The following is a 16,832-nucleotide window of genomic DNA, read 5'->3' on the forward strand; positions in this document are numbered from 1 at the left end:
GCACCATGTCGAGCCAGCGCAAACAATATCCCTTCACCGAATTCGAACCCAAATGGCAGCAGCGCTGGGCCGAGTGCGGCGCTTACCGCGCACCGAATCCCGGCGATCCGGACTTCGATCCGTCAAAGCCCAAATACTACGTGCTCGACATGTTCCCCTACCCGAGCGGCGAGGGACTCCACGTCGGCCACCCCGAGGGATACACCGCCACGGATATCGTGGCGCGCCATCGCCGCATGCGCGGATACAATGTGCTGCACCCGATGGGCTGGGACGCATTCGGTCTGCCCGCCGAGCAATACGCGGTAAAAACCGGACAACACCCGGCCGTCACCACCGCGCGCAACGTGGAGCGCTTCAAAGCCCAACTGCAGCGCATCGGATTCAGCTACGACTGGTCGCGCGAGGTCAACACGACCTCCCCGGATTACGTCCGCTGGACCCAGTGGATCTTCCTGCAAATTTATAACGCGTGGTTCAACCCGGAAACGAACCGTGCCGAGCCGATCTCCACTTACCCCGGTTCCGATCCCGACAACGTGCGCTTGGCCTACGTCGCGGAAGTGCCGGTCAACTGGTGCCCCGCTCTCGGCACTGTCCTCGCCAACGAGGAGGTCGTGGATGGAAAGAGCGAAGTCGGGGATTTTCCCGTCGAGCGCCGCCCCATGCGCCAATGGATGCTGCGCATCACCGCCTACGCCGAGCGCCTGATGTCCGGACTCGACCGGCTGGACTGGCCGGAGTCCGTCAAGCTGCTGCAGCGAAACTGGATCGGGCGCTCCGAAGGCGCGCTCGTCGATTTTACCCTCGAGAAATCCGGCGGACGCCTGACCGTTTACACCACGCGGCCCGACACACTTTTCGGCGCAACCTACATGGTGCTGGCGCCGGAGCATCCCCTGGTGACCGAACTCACCACGGCCGCGCAGAAAAACGCGGTGGAAGCCTACATCGCAAAGGCTGCGTCGAAATCCGATCGCGACCGGCAGGATGCGTCGAAGGAAAAAACCGGTGTCTTCACCGGCGCTTATGCGATCAATCCGGTCAACGGCACGCACATCCCCGTATGGATTGCGGACTACGTCCTCACCGGCTACGGGACGGGGGCGATCATGGCCGTGCCGGCCCACGACGAGCGCGACCACGAGTTCGCGCGCAAATTCGATCTTCCCATCATCGAAGTGGTCCGGCCACCGGAACCCGAGGAAGGCTGTTTCACCGGCGAAGGAACAGCGGTTAACTCGGGCGTCCTCGACGGACTGCCCACTGCGGAAGCGAAGCGCAAGATCACCGCGTGGCTCGAAGAGCGCGGGCTTGGCCGCGCTGCCGTGCAATACAAACTGCGCGACTGGCTGTTCTCACGCCAACGCTACTGGGGAGAGCCATTCCCGGTCGTTTGGGAAAACGGGCGTCATCGTGCCCTGGATGACTCCGAACTTCCCGTGCACCTGCCCGAACTTGAAGACTTCAAACCGACCGGCACCGCCGATCCGCCGCTCTCCAAGGCAAAGGACTGGGTGAAATATTCCGAAAGTGCGACGCGCGAACTGAACACGATGCCGCAATGGGCCGGGTCGTGCTGGTATTACCTGCGATTCTGCGACCCGCGCAACGAACAGCGCTTCATCGGCGAGGCAGCCGCGCGTTACTGGCTGGGCGATGGCAAACAAACGCCCGGCAGCGTGGACCTCTACGTTGGCGGCACGGAACACGCTGTGCTTCACCTGCTTTACTCGCGCTTCTGGCACATGGTGCTGCACGACCTCGGACACCTCCCCACGCCGGAACCGTTCCAGCGTCTCGTCAACCAAGGGATCATCCTCGGATCGGACGGACAAAAAATGTCGAAGAGCCGCGGGAACGTCGTGAACCCCGATGAGGTGATCAATGACTACGGCGCCGACGCCTTCCGCCTCTACGAAATGTTCATGGGCCCGCTTGAGCAGATGAAGCCGTGGAGCATGAAAGGCGTCGAGGGCGTTTACCGCTTTCTCGCGCGCGTGTGGCGCTTGGCCATGACCGAAAACCAAGAGGGACAGTGGCAACTTTCCGACGCCTTGGCGGACATTCCGCCGAATCCGGCGCAACTCCGAGTGCTGCACGCCACCATTAAGAAAGTCACCGACGACATCGGCACGCTGTCGTTCAACACTGCTATTTCGCAAATGATGGTCTGCGTCAACGAGCTGACCTCATCCGACAAACGCCCCGTCTCTGCACTGCGCACTTTGCTCGTGTTGCTCAGCCCCTTCGCGCCGCACATGACCGAGGAACTTTGGGAGCAACTCGGCAAAAAGTTCGGCGGCTTCGATGGCAGCGCCCACGCACAACCATGGCCGACCCATGATGAAGCGCTGCTTGTCCAAAATGACGTGGAGATCGTCCTGCAGATCAACGGCAAGGTGCGCGAGAAACTCGTCGTGGCAAAGGATGCAACTCGCGAACAGCTCGAAGCCGCCGCGCGCGAACATGATAAATTTTCCGCGCACCTCGCGGACAAAGAAATCATCAAAGTCGTCGCCGTCCCGGGGAAGTTGGTGAATTTTGTCGTAAAGGGCTGAACAATTTACAACTGCCTTTTACTGGCAAGTAATATGCGACCAGTCGTAAAGCCCATTACTAACGAACTGCCGCCAATTTTACTTTCGAAATCCACCCGCCATTGACAGGTTAGGCAGACCTGTCCATGAGGCTGTCCACATGACAGCCATCACATACACAGCTGCGAGGGAGAATCTTGCTTCCACGATGGACCGGTTTGCGCGGACCATGATCGAGTCATCATCATGCGCAATCGCGATCAGGCGGTTGTCATGGTTTCGCTCGACGACTACGAATCGCTGCAGGGGACGGCTTATCTGCAGCACTCCCCCGCCAATGCAAAGCGGTTGCTCGCTTCGATCGACACCCTCAACAAGGGGAAGAAGCTCAAGAAAAGCATCAAAGACTCGGCGGAAGTATGAATCTTGTTTTCTCGCCGCAGGCTTGGGAGGACTGCCAGCACTGGATGAAGACCGACACGGAACTCGTCAGGCGGATCAACGATTTGATCAAGGACACTTTGCGAAGCCCTTACGCCGGGATCGGAAAACCGGAGCCTTTGAAGCACGCGCTGGCGGGCTGCTGGTCGCGCCGCACCATGGACGATCACCGCATGGCGTATCGCGTTTCGGCAAGAGATCTAACGATCTAGAGATCGAACAGCTCCGGTTTCACTACGAACAATAGTCCCGAAACTGCGCACCCCACGCTGCCATGAGCACACTTGATGTGGGGCCCCCGCACGCGATAGCGTCGCGAAATTCTCCCCATGAAGAACCCAAAGCACATTCTGTCCGCCGTCGTTGTCATGGCCGCTGCATCGGCACACGCGATGGAGGACCGTTTTTGGGACTACTACACGCCGTATCCGAGCAACTTCATCGGGTCGGCAGAATGGTGGCGAGGCGACGACATGACCGGTGACTGGTGGGGCATGCGCAATTGGCTCGATTCGGAAAAGGGCGTCGAGTTTTCCGGAACCTACACGACTGATCTCGCGGGGAATCCTGTAGGCGGGATGCAGCAGGGATTCACATATACGGACAACATCGCGTTCGGCGTGAAGCTCGACTTGGAAAAATTGGTCGGCTGGCGCGGGGCGACCTTCACCATCGCGGCGACCGACCGCAACGGCGACAGCCTTTCGCAGGACTTCATCGGAAACCAGTTCACTGTGCAGCAGATTTACGGCGGGCAGACGATCATCCTCACCGACGTCCATCTCGTGCAGAAATTCTGGGACGACAAGGCGAACATCAAAATCGGCCGCTTCTCGGCCGGCGACGATTTTGCCAGTTCGCCGCTCTACTGGCTCTACATGAACAACGGCATCGACGGCAACCCGCAGTCCATTCCAGTCAACGCCTCGTTCTCTGCCTACCCGTGGGCAAGTTGGGCGGCGCGTCTGCGCGTTGATCCCACGCCCGACTGGAATGCGCAACTGGGGCTTTACCAGGTCTCGAATCGCACTTTTTCGCGCAGTCTCAATGGACTCAACATGGGTATCGAGCCGACCGACGGCGTCATGTTCGTCGGGCAACTGGGATGGACGCCGGAATTTTTCAAAAGGCACGTCAAACGCGCCCCCACCGAACTCGAAGAAGTCGAAGGCACCGAGCAAGCGGAGAACGACGTGCACGGCCTCCCCGGGCATTACTGGTTCGGAGGCTATTACTCGACGTGGTCGTCATACGCGCAATTCGGTTCCACGCAGACCGCGCCGAATGCCTACGGATTTTACTGGCACGCCGACCAGAAAGTTTACGAGGAAACGCTGGGCAGCGACGAGGGACTCACGCTCTGGTCAGCCTTCGTTCTCTCGCCGCAGCAGAACATGGCCAAACTTCCGTTTCAGTGGAACAGCGGCATCGTCTACCAAGGACTGCTTCCCGGACGCGACAACGACTCGGCCATCTTCGGTTTGGCCTACGGCAATTTCAGCAGCGACTACTCGAACAGCGGCGGCGCTTACAACGGCGACCCGGCCAGCTTCGAAATGGCGCTCGAATGGGGCTACCACATCCAGCTGAATCGCTTCTTCTACGTGCAACCCGATCTGCAATACATCATCCAACCCGGCGGCACGGGGTCGACTCCAAACGCGCTTGTCCTCGGCGCACAGATCGGAGTGACGTTCTAGAATCCGCAGAGCAAAGACTCTAAAGCAGCTTGAGCTGCACCCCAGCGGCCCGACAAGCCGCGGCGAGTTCCTCGTCGAGGGTAGCAAGTGGAGCTCCACGACGCATTGCCAGCTCGAGATACGCCGCATCGTAGGCGGAGAGGCGATACTGCTGCGCCAGATCCAGCGTCTTGTCCCACGCGCGGTCCGAAGTCTCCGGATCGACGACAATCTCCAGATTCCCCAACCGCGATAAAAACGCCTCGACCCCAGCCTGATCGATTCGTTTTTTCCTCATCGCCCCCAGCAACACATTGCCCAACTCGAGATGCCAGATGGCGGGCACGGCGGCCTGCGCCCCGCGCGCCATCTCCTCAAGCAGTCGATCAGCCTCATCCGTCGCTTCGTCTGCGAAGACCCAAGGCAACGCAGCCGAGCAATCAAGGACGAAGGTCATGCGCGCCCCTCGTCCCGCAATTCGCGGATGCTTAATCCACCGAGTTTGTATTTCTTTCTCAGCTCGCGCATCTCGGCCACCACGCTTTTGCGCCGCACCACCTTGTCGTCACGATAGGCGGTCAGCCTCGCTACCGGTTGGTCATGCTTCGTGATGATAAACGACGCACCCCGCCCGACCCGCTCGAGCAAATTGCCCAGCTTGGTTTTCGCCTCGAAAGCGCCGACCAACACAGGTTGAGACTTCATGGCATTTAGACTAGTCGTTTCAACCAGTTCGGCAAGCCGTCGTGCTGAGCGGGGCCTCAAACTCCGTAACGACTTGTCTCGCGCATCATCTTTCCGATGTTCGCGATTTTGAGCGGCCAGTGCTTGTCCCACTCGGAAATCGTAACGGGAAAACGCTCGGTCCAATTCTGGTCGCCGATCGCACCCGGGACATTGAAACGCTCGGCCGTGCCGAAGACGTCGGTTATCAGGTTGACAGCGAGCCAGGAATTGCTGGCGAACAATCCGTGCAGCAGGCCCTCGTGGATCTCATCGCTCCACGGCGCGGGCAACGCGACATTCATCTCGGCAAAACGCGTGATCTCCTGCATTTGTCGCAGAGCAGCCGCGGCCTTTTGCGGATCCGGTGACTGCGAGTTGGCATACCACTCGTCCCAATAAGCACGCAGAGCCGGATGGTCATGCGTAGCATAGGTGACCAGCGAGAGACGCTCGTAATCGCGACCGGGAATCGGCCAGCCGTCCGGGGCGATTTCCCACAGCGGTATTTTGAAGCCGGGGATTTCCTGCTCCCTCAGCACAGGTCGCACATAAGGCGACATTTCGCCGAGGTCTTCCGCGATGAGCCGGTGCTGTCCGGTTTCCTCCACGATCATGCGGAAAAGGCGATCGCCCTGCGCGCGGTTGGTCTCGCGGCTTTGCTCAGTCGAGTCATCGCCCGGCACGAAACGCGGAAGTTCCCCGCCTGTCTTGGCGCGCGCCTCGTCCTCGGTGAGCGGCAGGAATTCCGTGTTGCGCTCCGGACGCCAAGGAAAGCTGTAGATGCGGAAGAATCCCAACGCGTGATCAACGCGCAAGAAGTGGAAAATCTCCATCGTGGTGCGCAGGCGCTGACGCCACCACGCATAGTCGTCTTTGGCCATCTCGCCCCAGTTGTAGAGCGGGAAGCCCCAGTTCTGTCCCCACTTCGCGGTGAAGGGATCGGCGGCGAAAACTTTTTCGGGCGGAGCACCGGCCGAGCGCGTGAGGTCGAAAATCTCCGGCCGCGCGAACACATCGGCGCTGTAGATGCTCACACCCACGGGAACATCGCCGACGATCGCCACGTTGCGGGCCTCCGCGTAGGACTTCAACCCGGACCACTGGGCGTAAGCGATCCACTGCACGTAGGCGAAATAGTTCCGCCATTCTTTCATCTTCCGCTTTTCCGCGGGCGAGGCGGACGCCAGCCACTTTTTCGCCGCGGCGAATGTCCGCTGTTTTTTCGGCCAGAGGCCGGTGTTTTCATTCTCGCCGTGCAACCGCACGAGCGCCCGGAAAAGAGTGTAGGCTTCGAGCCAACCGGCGTTCTCTTTGCACCACGCCGAGAACTGCTGCGCGCGCCGGGTTTTCTCTTTGAGTTGTTTGCCCTTGAATTTCTTCCAAGCGGCCTCGAGCAATTCGGTCTTCAGCGCACGAACACCTCGGTAGTTCACTTTTCCCTCGCGCAGGGCAGGCACGTCGTGGCGGGCGCAAATGGCTTTGAAGTCGCCGGAAGTCAGGTCTTTCAGAACTTCCGGTTGCGTCGCAACGGTGGCCGGGTCAATTGCGAGCGAACTGATGATGTTGTAGGGGCTGTTGTCGCCGCCCGGTTCGTTGATCGGGAGGACCTGAACGAGCCCGAAACCGTGCTCCGAGGCCCAGTCGATCAGTTCTTTGAGGGACTGCGTGTCGCCGATACCCAGGTCTTTTTCCGTGCGCAGGGCAAACAACGGGGCCAACAGACCCGACAATTTCCGGTCAGGGGAAAGGTTCATGGCGAAAAACGGTGATCATGCGTCCTGCCGCCGATGACATGAAGCCGAAAAGAGACGCGGGCCCGAATTCGCAGATTGGCTATTCTTTATCTTTCCTTCTTGATCCGCTGTCGGTAGCCTTGCATGAAGTTCTCCAACAACAATTTCCGTCATATGTCTAACCTCACGAAACGCGACATGGTCGTCAGCATTGCCGAGCAAGTCGGCATCACTCAGCAGCAGACTTTTGCCGTGATCCAAAAAACCCTCGACCACATCACCGAGAGCCTCGCCAACGGCAACAACGTGGAACTCAGAAACTTCGGCGTTTTCGAGGTGAAACTGACCAAAGAGCGCATCGGCCGAAACCCGAACAAACCCGAAAAGGATGTGGTCATTCCTGCGCGAGCGACAGTGAAATTCAAGCCCGGCAAAATTATGCGCCAACGCGTCCTTTTGCGCACCGAGCAACTGCGCCAGCAACCCGGCGCCTGAAATTCTTCGGTGGCGATGACCTTGCGGCATCGGACCACCTGAGGCCGAGTCGGCCGACTGCCCGCCCCCCGGGTGCAACACCCCCTCTTTGGCGCGTTGCCTGACGCGCACTTTGCACTATTCTGTGCGGTTCGCCGCCGGACACCGGCCGGTCGGCGTTTCCCAGTCATGTCCAAACGCAACCGCCCAACGAAAGATCGTCAGGTTCTCCGCATCCGCGGGGCGCGCCAGAACAATCTTCGCGGCATTGACCTCGATCTTCCGCGGGGATTGTTGCACGTCGTCACCGGTCCGAGCGGTTCGGGCAAATCCTCCCTCGCTTTCGATACAATTTACGCCGAGGGCCAGCGTCGCTATATCGAGACTTTCTCCCCCTACACAAGGCAGTTCTTCGATCGCATGGACAAACCGCGCGTGGACGCCATCGAAGGCATCCCGCCGGCCATCGCGATCGAGCAGTCGAACAACGTCAAAACCACGCGCTCGACCGTCGGCACCATCACGGAGATCAATGACTATCTGAAATTGCTCTTCCCGCGCCTCGCTGAGGCCTCGTGTCCGAAGTGTCATAAACCAATCCACCCCGAAACCGCCCGCTGCATCGTATGCGATGTCGCAAAGCGGTTCGCCGGGCGAACCCTGCTCGTGAGTTTTCCCGTGGGCACCGGGGACGTGGAAAAACGCGCGCCCGCGCAGTTCTTCGAGTTTCTCCGCCAGCAAGGCTACCTCCGAATCCTTGCCGGTAAAAAAATCCTGAGAGCCGACGAACCCCCGCCCGCCGCACTCCCGCCCGTCGTGCAAGTGATCCAAGACCGCGTCCCCGCATCGGACGAGCGCCGGCTCACCGAGGCTGTCGAAACCGCTTTGCGCCTCGGAAAAGGCCGGGTTCTCGTTGCCGATGCCGAAACCGGCGAAAGCGTCCCTTTTTCCTCGGGCTGGCATTGCGCATGGTGCGATCTCGACATACGCCCTCCGACACCCGGGCTCTTCAGCTTCAACCATCCGCTCGGAGCCTGCCCCGAATGCCGCGGGTTCGGACGCATCATCGGTCTCGACTGGCAACGAATCATTCCCGACCGCTCGCGCACGCTTGCCGAGGGCGTTGTGCGTCCTTTCCAAAGCGGGATGTCGCAGGAGTGCCAGAGCGACCTCCTCCGGCATGCACGGCGCCGCGACATCGATCTGCATTGTCCGTTCGAAGACCTCCCGCAGGCCGACCAAGACTGGGTCGTCAAAGGCGAGCGCCGCCCCGGGGAGGCGCTGCACGAAGCATGGGACAGCGACCGCTGGTATGGCGTGCAGGGCTATTTCGATTGGCTCGAAACCAAGACTTACAAAATGCATGTCCGCGTGCTGCTCAGCCGCTACCGCAGCTACAACGAATGCCCGAAATGCCGCGGCGGACGCTTCCAACCCGAAACGCTCAATTACCGCCTCGCCGGAGCCAACGGTGAAAAACTCGCCCTGCCGGAGATCGCCGGGCGCCCGATCCGCCGCCTGCGCGAATTTCTCGCCGGTATTGCGGTGCCCGACGCGGACCACACCACACAACTGCTTCTGGACCAAGTCACCTCGCGCCTGTCCTACCTCGAGGAAGTCGGACTGGGATATCTCACCCTCGACCGCCCGACTCGCACGCTCTCCGGCGGCGAAGTGCAGCGTGTCAACCTCACCACCTGCCTCGGCGCCTCGTTGGTCAACACCCTCTTTGTCATGGACGAACCCAGCGTCGGACTTCATCCGCGCGACCTCGGACAACTCCTCGGCATCATGCGCCGCTTGCGTGACAACGGGAACACACTCCTTGTCGTCGAGCATGAGGAAACGGTCATCCGCGCCGCCGATTGGCTCACCGACATCGGCCCCGGACGCGGCGAAACCGGCGGACAACTCATGTTCTCGGGTCCGCCGTCGCAAATCGCGGACAAAGCCGGTTCCCTCACTGCCGATTATCTTGTCGGCCGCCGAACCATTCCCGTGCCGTCCAAACGCCGTGCCGCGAAAAAGTTCCTCAAACTCCGCGGCGCATCGCTCAACAACATCAAAAAACTCGACGCGGACTTCCCGCTCGGTGTGTTCACCTGCGTGACCGGCGTTTCCGGTTCGGGCAAGTCCACCCTGGTCCACGGCCTCCTTCACCGCAACCTGCTCCGCGAGCGCGGGGAACCCGTCGAGGAAGATGCAGGCACAATCAAAAAGCTCACCGGCATCGAACACGTCGGCAACGTCGTGATGGTCGACCAATCGCCACCCGGAAAATCCTCGCGCTCCACGCCGGTCGTTTACCTCGGCGCTTGGGACCACATCCGGGACCTCTTCGCGCAGACGCCCGCCGCCAAAGGCGCCGGACTCGGAGCATCCGCCTTCAGCTTCAACTCGAATGCCGGACGTTGCGAGCGCTGCGCCGGACTCGGCTACGAACGCATCGAAATGCAGTTCTTGAGCGATGTTTCCCTCGTCTGCACATCCTGTGGCGGCAAGCGCTTCCAGCCCCACGTTCTTCGCGTCCTGCTCGAAGGCAAGTCGGCACATGACGTCCTCGAAATGACCGTCACCCAGGCCCTCGCGTTTTTCAAAAAATTCCCCAGGCACCGGAAAATCACCGGACCTTTGCAGACGCTCGAAGATGTCGGCCTCGGATATCTCCGGCTCGGACAACCCACCAGCTTCCTCTCCGGCGGGGAATCGCAGCGTCTCAAGCTGGCGGCCCATCTCGCCGACACCGAGGCGGAGTCCTCTCTCCTGCTCTTCGACGAACCGACGACCGGCTTGCACTTCGACGACATCGCGCGTCTCCTGCGGGTCTTTGAACGCCTCGTCGAGGCCGGACACACACTCGTGGTCATCGAGCACAACGTGGAAGTCATCAAATCCGCAGACCACGTCATAGACATCGGGCCCGAAGCCGGGGAAGAAGGCGGACAAATCGTCGTCGCCGGCACACCCGAAGAAGTCGCGCAGAACAAAGACTCTCGCACCGCCCCGTTTCTGCGCGCGGCGCTCGAGGAGCAAAAACACGAAGCCACACTCCGCGCGGCCGAACCGGTCGCACCGCTCCTTGCCGCGGACAACCATCGCATCCGGGTCACCGGCGCCCGCGAGCACAACCTCAAAAACATTTCTCTCGAAATTCCGCGCGACGAATTCGTTGTTGTCACCGGACTGAGCGGCTCGGGCAAATCCTCCCTCGCCTTCGACATCCTTTTCGCGGAGGGGCAGCGCCGCTTCCTCGATTGCATGTCCACTTACGCGCGCCAGTTCGTCGAGCAGATGGAAAAGCCGGATGTGGATCTCATCGACGGCCTTCCCCCGGCGGTCGCCATCGAACAGCGCATCTCGCGCGGAGGCGGCAAATCGACCGTTGCCACCATCACCGAGATCTACCACTTCCTCCGGTTGCTCTACTCCAAACTCGGGACGCAATACTGCCCGTCCTGCAACGTGCCGGTTGCAACCACGACTCTCGCCGAGGTGGCGGAAAAAGTCCGGACTGCGTCGCGGTCGGGGCCGGTCCAAGTGTTCGCCCCGCTCGTGAAATCGCGCAAGGGCTACCACAAAGAAGTCGCCGAATGGGCCCTGCGGAACGATTTCGACACCCTCTTGGTGGATGGCAAACTCATCAAAGCCGACAAGTTCCCCGAACTCTCCCGCTACCGCGAACACTCGATCGACGTTCTCGTCGGGCAAATCACCAGGGCCTCCGAGGAGGAGGCGCTCGAAATCGCCCGCCGCGCCCTCGAAATCGGCAAGAACACCGCCCGTCTGGTCCGGGGCAAGGACAGCGAACTGTTGAGCACCGAGATGTCTTGCCCCTCGTGCGCCCGCGCGTTCGAACCGCTCGACCCGCGGATGTTCTCCTTCAATTCCCCGCACGGATGGTGCGAAACATGCCGCGGGTTCGGGCTGGTTTACGACAGCGCCGTCAAAACCGATCAGGCGCGCACACAACTCGAGGCCGACCTCCAGGAAGAACAGGCCCGCGAGGAAACCGATGAAGAAATCGCCCGACCGTGCCCCGAGTGCGAAGGCATACGTCTCAATAGCGAGGCCCGTCACGTCCGGGTGCAAAATCATCCGATTGCAGACTTCACCCGCGCCAGCGCACGCGAGGCCGCACATCTGCTCGACCAACTTGCCTTCAGCGACCACGACGCCGCTTTGGCCGAGGATATCCTGCCGGAAATCCGCCAACGCCTCGGTTTCATGCAGCGTGTCGGACTCGATTACCTCACGCTCGACCGCCCGGCTACGAGCCTTTCCGGTGGAGAAGCCCAGCGCATCCGTCTGGCGGCGCAACTCGGATCCAACCTCCGCGGTGTCCTCTACGTTCTCGACGAGCCGACCATCGGACTCCACGAGCGCGACAACCGCAGCCTTCTCGACGCCCTCGACGAACTGGTGAGACAAGGCAACTCGCTTCTCGTGGTCGAGCACGACGAGGAAACCATGCGCCGTGCCTCGCGGATCATAGACCTGGGACCCGGCGCCGGATCGCGCGGCGGCGAAGTGATTGCCACCGGAACACTCGATGAGATCCGCAAATCCGGAAAATCTGTCACCGGACGCTGCCTTGCCAATCCTCCGTCACGCCCCTCGCGCGGCGCACGCCGGCCGCTCAAGGAGAAAGACCTGCGCTGGCTCGAACTCAGAGGCGCACGCTTGCACAACCTACGGAATCTCGATGTAAAAATACCCCTCGGGCGGCTCACTGTCGCCTGCGGCATCTCTGGCTCCGGAAAATCGTCTCTTCTCCGCGGCACCCTCGTTCCGGCGCTGAAAGATTCCCTGACACGCCGCGGACGCAAGCCGTCGCGTAAAGCCGCACCACCGCCCTACGACAAACTCCTGGGCGCCGAGAACATCGCGGCCGTCCATATGGTGGACCAATCGCCCATCGGCAAGACCTCGCGTTCCACGCCCGCGACCTACATCAAAGTCTTCGACGAAATCCGGCAGTTGTTTGCCGGGCTGCCCGCTTCGCGCATGCGCGGCTACACTGCCAGCCGGTTTTCGTTCAACACGGACGGCGGACGCTGCGAAACCTGCCTCGGCCAGGGTGCGATCAAACTCGAAATGAGCTTCCTGCCATCCAGCTGGCTTCCGTGCAGCGAATGCAACGGCAGCCGCTACAACCGCCAGACGCTCGACGTCACCTACAGCGGAAAAACCATCGCGGATGTGATGAAGATGACTGCTGCCGAGGCGGCCGGATTCTTCGACGCTCACCCGAAAATCCGCCACGCCCTCCGCCTGCTCGTCGAAACGGGCTTGGGTTATCTCACACTCGGCCAACCGAGCCCCACGCTCTCCGGCGGTGAAGCCCAGCGCATCAAACTTGTCACCGAACTGTCGCGCACGGGCGCGACCAAGGGACGCCGCCTGCGGGAAGACCGGCGCGGCAATTTTTATCTTCTCGAGGAGCCGACCATCGGCCTCCACATGGCTGACGTCGAACAACTCATCGGCATCCTCCACCGCCTCACCGATGAAGGCCACACGGTCGTTGTCATCGAACACAACCTCAGTGTCATCGCCGAAGCCGACTACGTCATCGAGATCGGACCCGAGGCGGGGGTGGACGGCGGGAATCTTGTGGCAGCAGGCACACCCGAGGACGTCGCCAAAGTCAAAGCCAGCCCCACCGCACCGTTCCTCGGGCCGCTACTTCGTTTGTAGCGAGGGTCGGCGCGTTGCGACGCAAGGATGATAACAAAAGCTTTTGGGCGGGGCAGATCCACCCCGAAACGCTTGTGGAAACCCAGGCCGGCGTGACCGAACCTCTACGCCAGCTTGGCGTGGGCGCCATCGCAAAACGGCGGGTTCGCCGTGTGCTTGCACATGCACCAAGCGACTTTGCGCTTCTCGGTGATCTCGACTTTCACGGGAGCGAAACCCTTGCCCTTGTGCGAGCCGTCGCAAAACGGCTGGGTGGACGAGAGACCGCAGGAGCACCACCAATATGTTCCGGGTTCGACTTCCTGGACGTCCGGCGCTTTGGCGCAAACATGGGGAGTGTTCATTCGAACTCTTGCTTACCGCACCGCAATTTCGCAGGCGAGTTCTAAATCAGGGTTCACGGGAGTCCCGCTGCCGTCGCACTCGCACGGCCGCATGACGGGCATCGGGCAACACGAATTTGCGAAGCTCGATCTCCACGGCCGAAACAAGCGGAAACTCCGCGAGCAAGCCGGACGCCAAATCTTCAGCCAATGTTTCAAGCAAGCGGAACTCCCGCGCCGCGCACACCGCTGCGACCCATGCGGCAACAGCAGCATAATCCGTCGTTCGCCCCACGTCGTCGCCGACCCCGGCGAAGTCGGCATCCATCCTCACATCGACCTCCAGGCGCTGCGCCTTGGAACGTTCCGCATCGGTCACGCCGATACGCGCAGTCACCGCGAGCCCGCCGATGAGAATCTGATCGCCGGCATTCCGCGCACTCGCGTGTTGCAGCAATCGGCGCAATTCGTGCAACGAGGAAACCACAACGTCGGGTTTGGCCGGCATGATTTTTCCCACCGGGTCATAGCCTGTGAGCACCGCAATGCTCATGACGCCGCCGTGCCGCGCCGTCTCGACGTCGTGGATCATGTCGCCGACGAACGCCGTCTCATCCGGATCGAGCGAGTGTGCCGCGAGGACTTCCCCGATTTTGGCCCGCTTGTCGAGCACACCGGCGTAAGGACACTCGAAGTAATGCAGCAGGTCGAGCTTGCGCGCCTGCGCCTCGAAATGCTCGTGTTTCACCGAGCTGAGCAGAAATAGCCGGCGGCCGTCCTCGCGGCAAAAATCCAGAAACTCACGCAATCCCGGAAGCGGAACGACTTCGTCTCGGATACCGGTGAAACGGTCGTGGAAAAGCGCGTCGAGTTCATCGAGCGGCACGTCGGGCAGGAACTCCCGGTAAAAGTCGGTGAAAGGCAGGCGGAAATGCTGCCGGAATTCGTCGCGCGTAAGCGGGGGACGCCCGTATGCCTCCAGCACATGGTTCGTGGCGCCGAGAACCGGCGCCAAGTCATCAACCAAGGTCCCCGACCAATCGAGCAAAAGATTGCGCAACATGGTCTCAGCCGAAGAATTTCACCTCGCGGATTTTTCCGGCACCGAATTGCGCGGCAAGCTTGGCCTCGATCTCGGCTTTCCAGGTGCGCTCGAGCTCGAAGCGCACGCTCGAATGATGCACGCGCACATGGAGAACACCGCCGCGAAGGCGGTCGGGCGCGGATTTCGATGCGATGAACGGCCCCACCAAATCGGCCCACACACGCCGCACTTCCTGCTCTTCCAGCGCATCGGAAAGCCCGAGCTTCGGAAGCAAAGCACGGAGCGCAGCGCGCACACCCGTGGTGCGTTCGGAAGGATCGCGGGGCTCGCGGTAGCGCCGCCACTCAGCCAGAGCGGTTTCGGCCCAGCGGCTCATCGGAATGAAAGGGCGGCCGACCGCAGACCCGCCTTTGATACTACGCGCCGTTGTCGCCGATGGCCTCGACGGGGCAGCCTTCCATGGCCTCTTTGCACTGCGCCTCTTCCTCCGGGGTGTCGGGCTGTTTGTAAACGTAGGAATACCCGCCGTCATCGTTGCGCTTGAAATTGGAAGGCGCCGTCTCGCGGCAGAGGTCGCAATCGATGCACTGGTCATCGACGTAAAATTTTCCGGTAACGTTTTCTGGATACTTGTTTTCGAGCTCGGCCATTGTGGTGGGTTAAATTTCCGTGACGATAAAAAGCCCTGCACGGCTTGCCAAGAAAAACCCACACCACTGACCCGGAGCTACCCCGCGGCCCCCACCATGTGCTAAATATGCAGGAATCCCCGCCATGATTATCGAACTCATCGAACGCCTCATGCTCGTCGATGATGCAACCTTCGCCAAATTGCGCGCGGATTCCATTGTGACTCAAGGCAGGCGAACACCATCTCCTCAACACATGGTCGCGCTGAAATTGCACGCCACGCGAAGCAGCGCGCGCGACCCCGACAAATCGAACCAAGACTGGATCGACATCCGCAAACTCATCGAGTTGCACAAACTCGACGCGCACGACGAGGCTTTCTCCTCTCTGATCCTTCGCTATGGCGAGGAGGAAGGATTGGAGCGCATCCGCCGGATGTGCCAAGATTGACTGTGCTCAGACCCGAAGACGACTTCGAACTCCCGGTCTTCGACCGCCCGATGGCGGACCCACCCAGCACCGTCCCCTACGAAGTCGCCGTCCGCGCTTTCGAAGAAATCATCATCGCCCTCAAACTCCGGGAAAAAGCCCCGCGCGTCGCCGAAGACATCCCCGAATTCAAAATGTAGCGTTGTCAGCCTGTCCGCCTTGTGCGAATCCCCGGCAACGGTCTTCGCCGATAAAAAGGCGTTCTCGCCTCCGCGATCTCCGCAGCCTCGTCCTCAGACAAGCTCGAGTCCATGTTCGAGAAAGGGCGCAAAGTCGTTGCGGTTGCCGGTGGCCAAGCGAGCCCCGGACACAATGGCTGTGGCTGCAATCATGGCGTCCACGCGCAGGCCGCGCTTGCGTCCGGTTGCATTGAGCAAACGCGATGCCTCCCGGGCCTGCTCCTCGTGGAACGGAATCACTTCCGCGAGGAAAGCCCGCACGATTTCCTCCTGCTCCGCCGTGATTGGACCGCAGAGGAATTCATACCACGCGGGCATCGGCGCGATGAGACGTTCTCCGCGGCGATACCAATCCGTGATGCGATTGGCCTCCTCTGAACCATCCTCGAGGCAGCGGATGAGGTAATTTGTGTCGAGGCAGATCACGACGAGGCGCGCCAGTTTTTGCGATCCTCATAGGTCTCGGCGATCCAGCGATCGGCCTCCGTTTTGGCAAGACCGGCTCCTTTGGCGTGCAGGTCGCGCAGCAATGCCACCGGATCATATTTCGTCGCTTGCGCTGTTCGCTCGGACCGCTCGACCGAGCGCCGGACCACTTCGGCTTGCGACACATTCCAGAGTTTTGCCAATCGCTTGAGGCGCTGTGCGGTCGTCTCGTCCAAAGCGAAAGTCGTGCGATGCGTCATCATTGGCATACCATCACCACATACCATCACTTTTCCATTGCCTCAAGAATTTCCCCAAAACTGCTAGTGCTCAGTAACAGCTACAATTTCGGATAAAGTCTGAGCAGTTTGATGCGGGCATCTTCGGTGGTGAAGCGCCAGTTGATAGGAGCGCCGCGGTTGTTGCGGTGGTTTTGCCAAGCGGAGATTT

The 16,832-nt window shown here is 60.8% G+C and carries 14 protein-coding genes and 2 pseudogenes; 7 read left to right on the forward strand and 9 right to left on the reverse strand.

Going from position 1 to position 16,832, the window contains the following annotated elements; all coding sequences use genetic code 11:
- Window positions 1-5: 5 nt before the first annotated feature.
- The 4 genes and pseudogenes from FGM15_08280 to FGM15_08295 all read left to right on the forward strand — a co-directional run bounded on the left by FGM15_08280 (window position 6) and on the right by FGM15_08295 (window position 4,681).
- The gene (locus tag FGM15_08280) at window positions 6-2,561 is read left to right on the forward strand and encodes a leucine--tRNA ligase (protein MBU3665855.1); all 2,556 of its coding nucleotides are present in this window, start codon (window positions 6-8) and stop codon (window positions 2,559-2,561) included.
- 139 nt (window positions 2,562-2,700) lie between these two features.
- A pseudogene (locus FGM15_08285) lies at window positions 2,701-2,963 on the forward strand (type II toxin-antitoxin system prevent-host-death family antitoxin).
- Window positions 2,960-3,228: pseudogene (locus FGM15_08290) on the forward strand (Txe/YoeB family addiction module toxin). The pseudogenes FGM15_08285 and FGM15_08290 overlap by 4 nt, the downstream one beginning before the upstream one ends.
- Window positions 3,229-3,310: 82 nt before the next feature.
- The gene (locus FGM15_08295; GenBank protein ID MBU3665856.1) at window positions 3,311-4,681 is read left to right on the forward strand and encodes a carbohydrate porin; all 1,371 of its coding nucleotides are present in this window, start codon (window positions 3,311-3,313) and stop codon (window positions 4,679-4,681) included.
- A 19-nt stretch (window positions 4,682-4,700) separates the two neighbouring features.
- Here the strand turns inward: FGM15_08295 and FGM15_08300 are convergent, their stop codons facing one another.
- From FGM15_08300 to FGM15_08310, 3 genes are read right to left on the reverse strand one after another with little or no spacing between them, the layout of a single operon-like run.
- Window positions 4,701-5,117, reverse strand: a complete 417-nt coding sequence (locus FGM15_08300; GenBank protein ID MBU3665857.1) for a type II toxin-antitoxin system VapC family toxin — start codon at window positions 5,115-5,117, stop codon at window positions 4,701-4,703.
- Complete coding sequence (locus FGM15_08305; GenBank protein ID MBU3665858.1) at window positions 5,114-5,365, reverse strand: type II toxin-antitoxin system prevent-host-death family antitoxin; 252 nt, start codon at window positions 5,363-5,365, stop codon at window positions 5,114-5,116. Before FGM15_08305 ends, FGM15_08300 begins: the two co-directional genes overlap by 4 nt.
- A gap of 56 nt (window positions 5,366-5,421) precedes the next feature.
- The gene (locus FGM15_08310; GenBank protein MBU3665859.1) at window positions 5,422-7,140 is read right to left on the reverse strand and encodes a 4-alpha-glucanotransferase; all 1,719 of its coding nucleotides are present in this window, start codon (window positions 7,138-7,140) and stop codon (window positions 5,422-5,424) included.
- A 153-nt stretch (window positions 7,141-7,293) separates the two neighbouring features.
- On the opposite strand from FGM15_08310, the gene FGM15_08315 reads away from it, so the two are divergent.
- Both FGM15_08315 and uvrA read left to right on the forward strand, forming a co-directional pair.
- On the forward strand, window positions 7,294-7,614 hold the full coding sequence (locus FGM15_08315) for an integration host factor subunit beta (protein ID MBU3665860.1): 321 nt from the start codon (window positions 7,294-7,296) through the stop codon (window positions 7,612-7,614).
- Window positions 7,615-7,782: 168 nt separating this feature from the next.
- Window positions 7,783-13,290, forward strand: coding sequence for an excinuclease ABC subunit A (gene uvrA, locus FGM15_08320; GenBank protein ID MBU3665861.1), 5,508 nt, complete (start codon window positions 7,783-7,785; stop codon window positions 13,288-13,290).
- Between the two features lie 104 nt (window positions 13,291-13,394).
- Here the strand turns inward: uvrA and FGM15_08325 are convergent, their stop codons facing one another.
- Genes FGM15_08325 through FGM15_08340 form a run of 4 tightly spaced genes read right to left on the reverse strand, consistent with a single transcriptional unit; the run spans window position 13,395 to window position 15,308 of the window.
- Window positions 13,395-13,634, reverse strand: a complete 240-nt coding sequence (locus FGM15_08325; protein ID MBU3665862.1) for a CDGSH iron-sulfur domain-containing protein — start codon at window positions 13,632-13,634, stop codon at window positions 13,395-13,397.
- A 46-nt stretch (window positions 13,635-13,680) separates the two neighbouring features.
- A complete protein-coding gene (locus FGM15_08330; protein MBU3665863.1) occupies window positions 13,681-14,676 on the reverse strand; it encodes a FolB domain-containing protein in 996 nt (331 codons plus the stop codon).
- 4 nt (window positions 14,677-14,680) lie between these two features.
- Window positions 14,681-15,190, reverse strand: a complete 510-nt coding sequence (locus FGM15_08335) for a DUF721 domain-containing protein (protein MBU3665864.1) — start codon at window positions 15,188-15,190, stop codon at window positions 14,681-14,683.
- Window positions 15,075-15,308, reverse strand: coding sequence for a ferredoxin (locus FGM15_08340; protein ID MBU3665865.1), 234 nt, complete (start codon window positions 15,306-15,308; stop codon window positions 15,075-15,077). The genes FGM15_08335 and FGM15_08340 overlap by 116 nt, the downstream gene beginning before the upstream one ends.
- Before the next feature lie 124 nt (window positions 15,309-15,432).
- Between FGM15_08340 and FGM15_08345 the strand changes: the two genes are divergently transcribed.
- Window positions 15,433-15,738 carry a hypothetical protein gene (locus FGM15_08345; protein ID MBU3665866.1) on the forward strand — a complete coding sequence of 102 codons (306 nt, stop codon included), beginning with the start codon at window positions 15,433-15,435 and terminating at the stop codon, window positions 15,736-15,738.
- Between the two features lie 272 nt (window positions 15,739-16,010).
- Here the strand turns inward: FGM15_08345 and FGM15_08350 are convergent, their stop codons facing one another.
- The gene (locus FGM15_08350) at window positions 16,011-16,397 is read right to left on the reverse strand and encodes a type II toxin-antitoxin system VapC family toxin (protein ID MBU3665867.1); all 387 of its coding nucleotides are present in this window, start codon (window positions 16,395-16,397) and stop codon (window positions 16,011-16,013) included.
- Window positions 16,379-16,645: a hypothetical protein gene (locus FGM15_08355; protein MBU3665868.1), complete on the reverse strand. Its 267-nt coding sequence runs from the start codon at window positions 16,643-16,645 to the stop codon at window positions 16,379-16,381. Before FGM15_08355 ends, FGM15_08350 begins: the two co-directional genes overlap by 19 nt.
- Window positions 16,646-16,832: the final 187 nt, after the last annotated feature.

The organism is Chthoniobacterales bacterium, assembly GCA_018883245.1.
GTDB lineage: Bacteria > Verrucomicrobiota > Verrucomicrobiia > Chthoniobacterales > JACTMZ01 > JACTMZ01.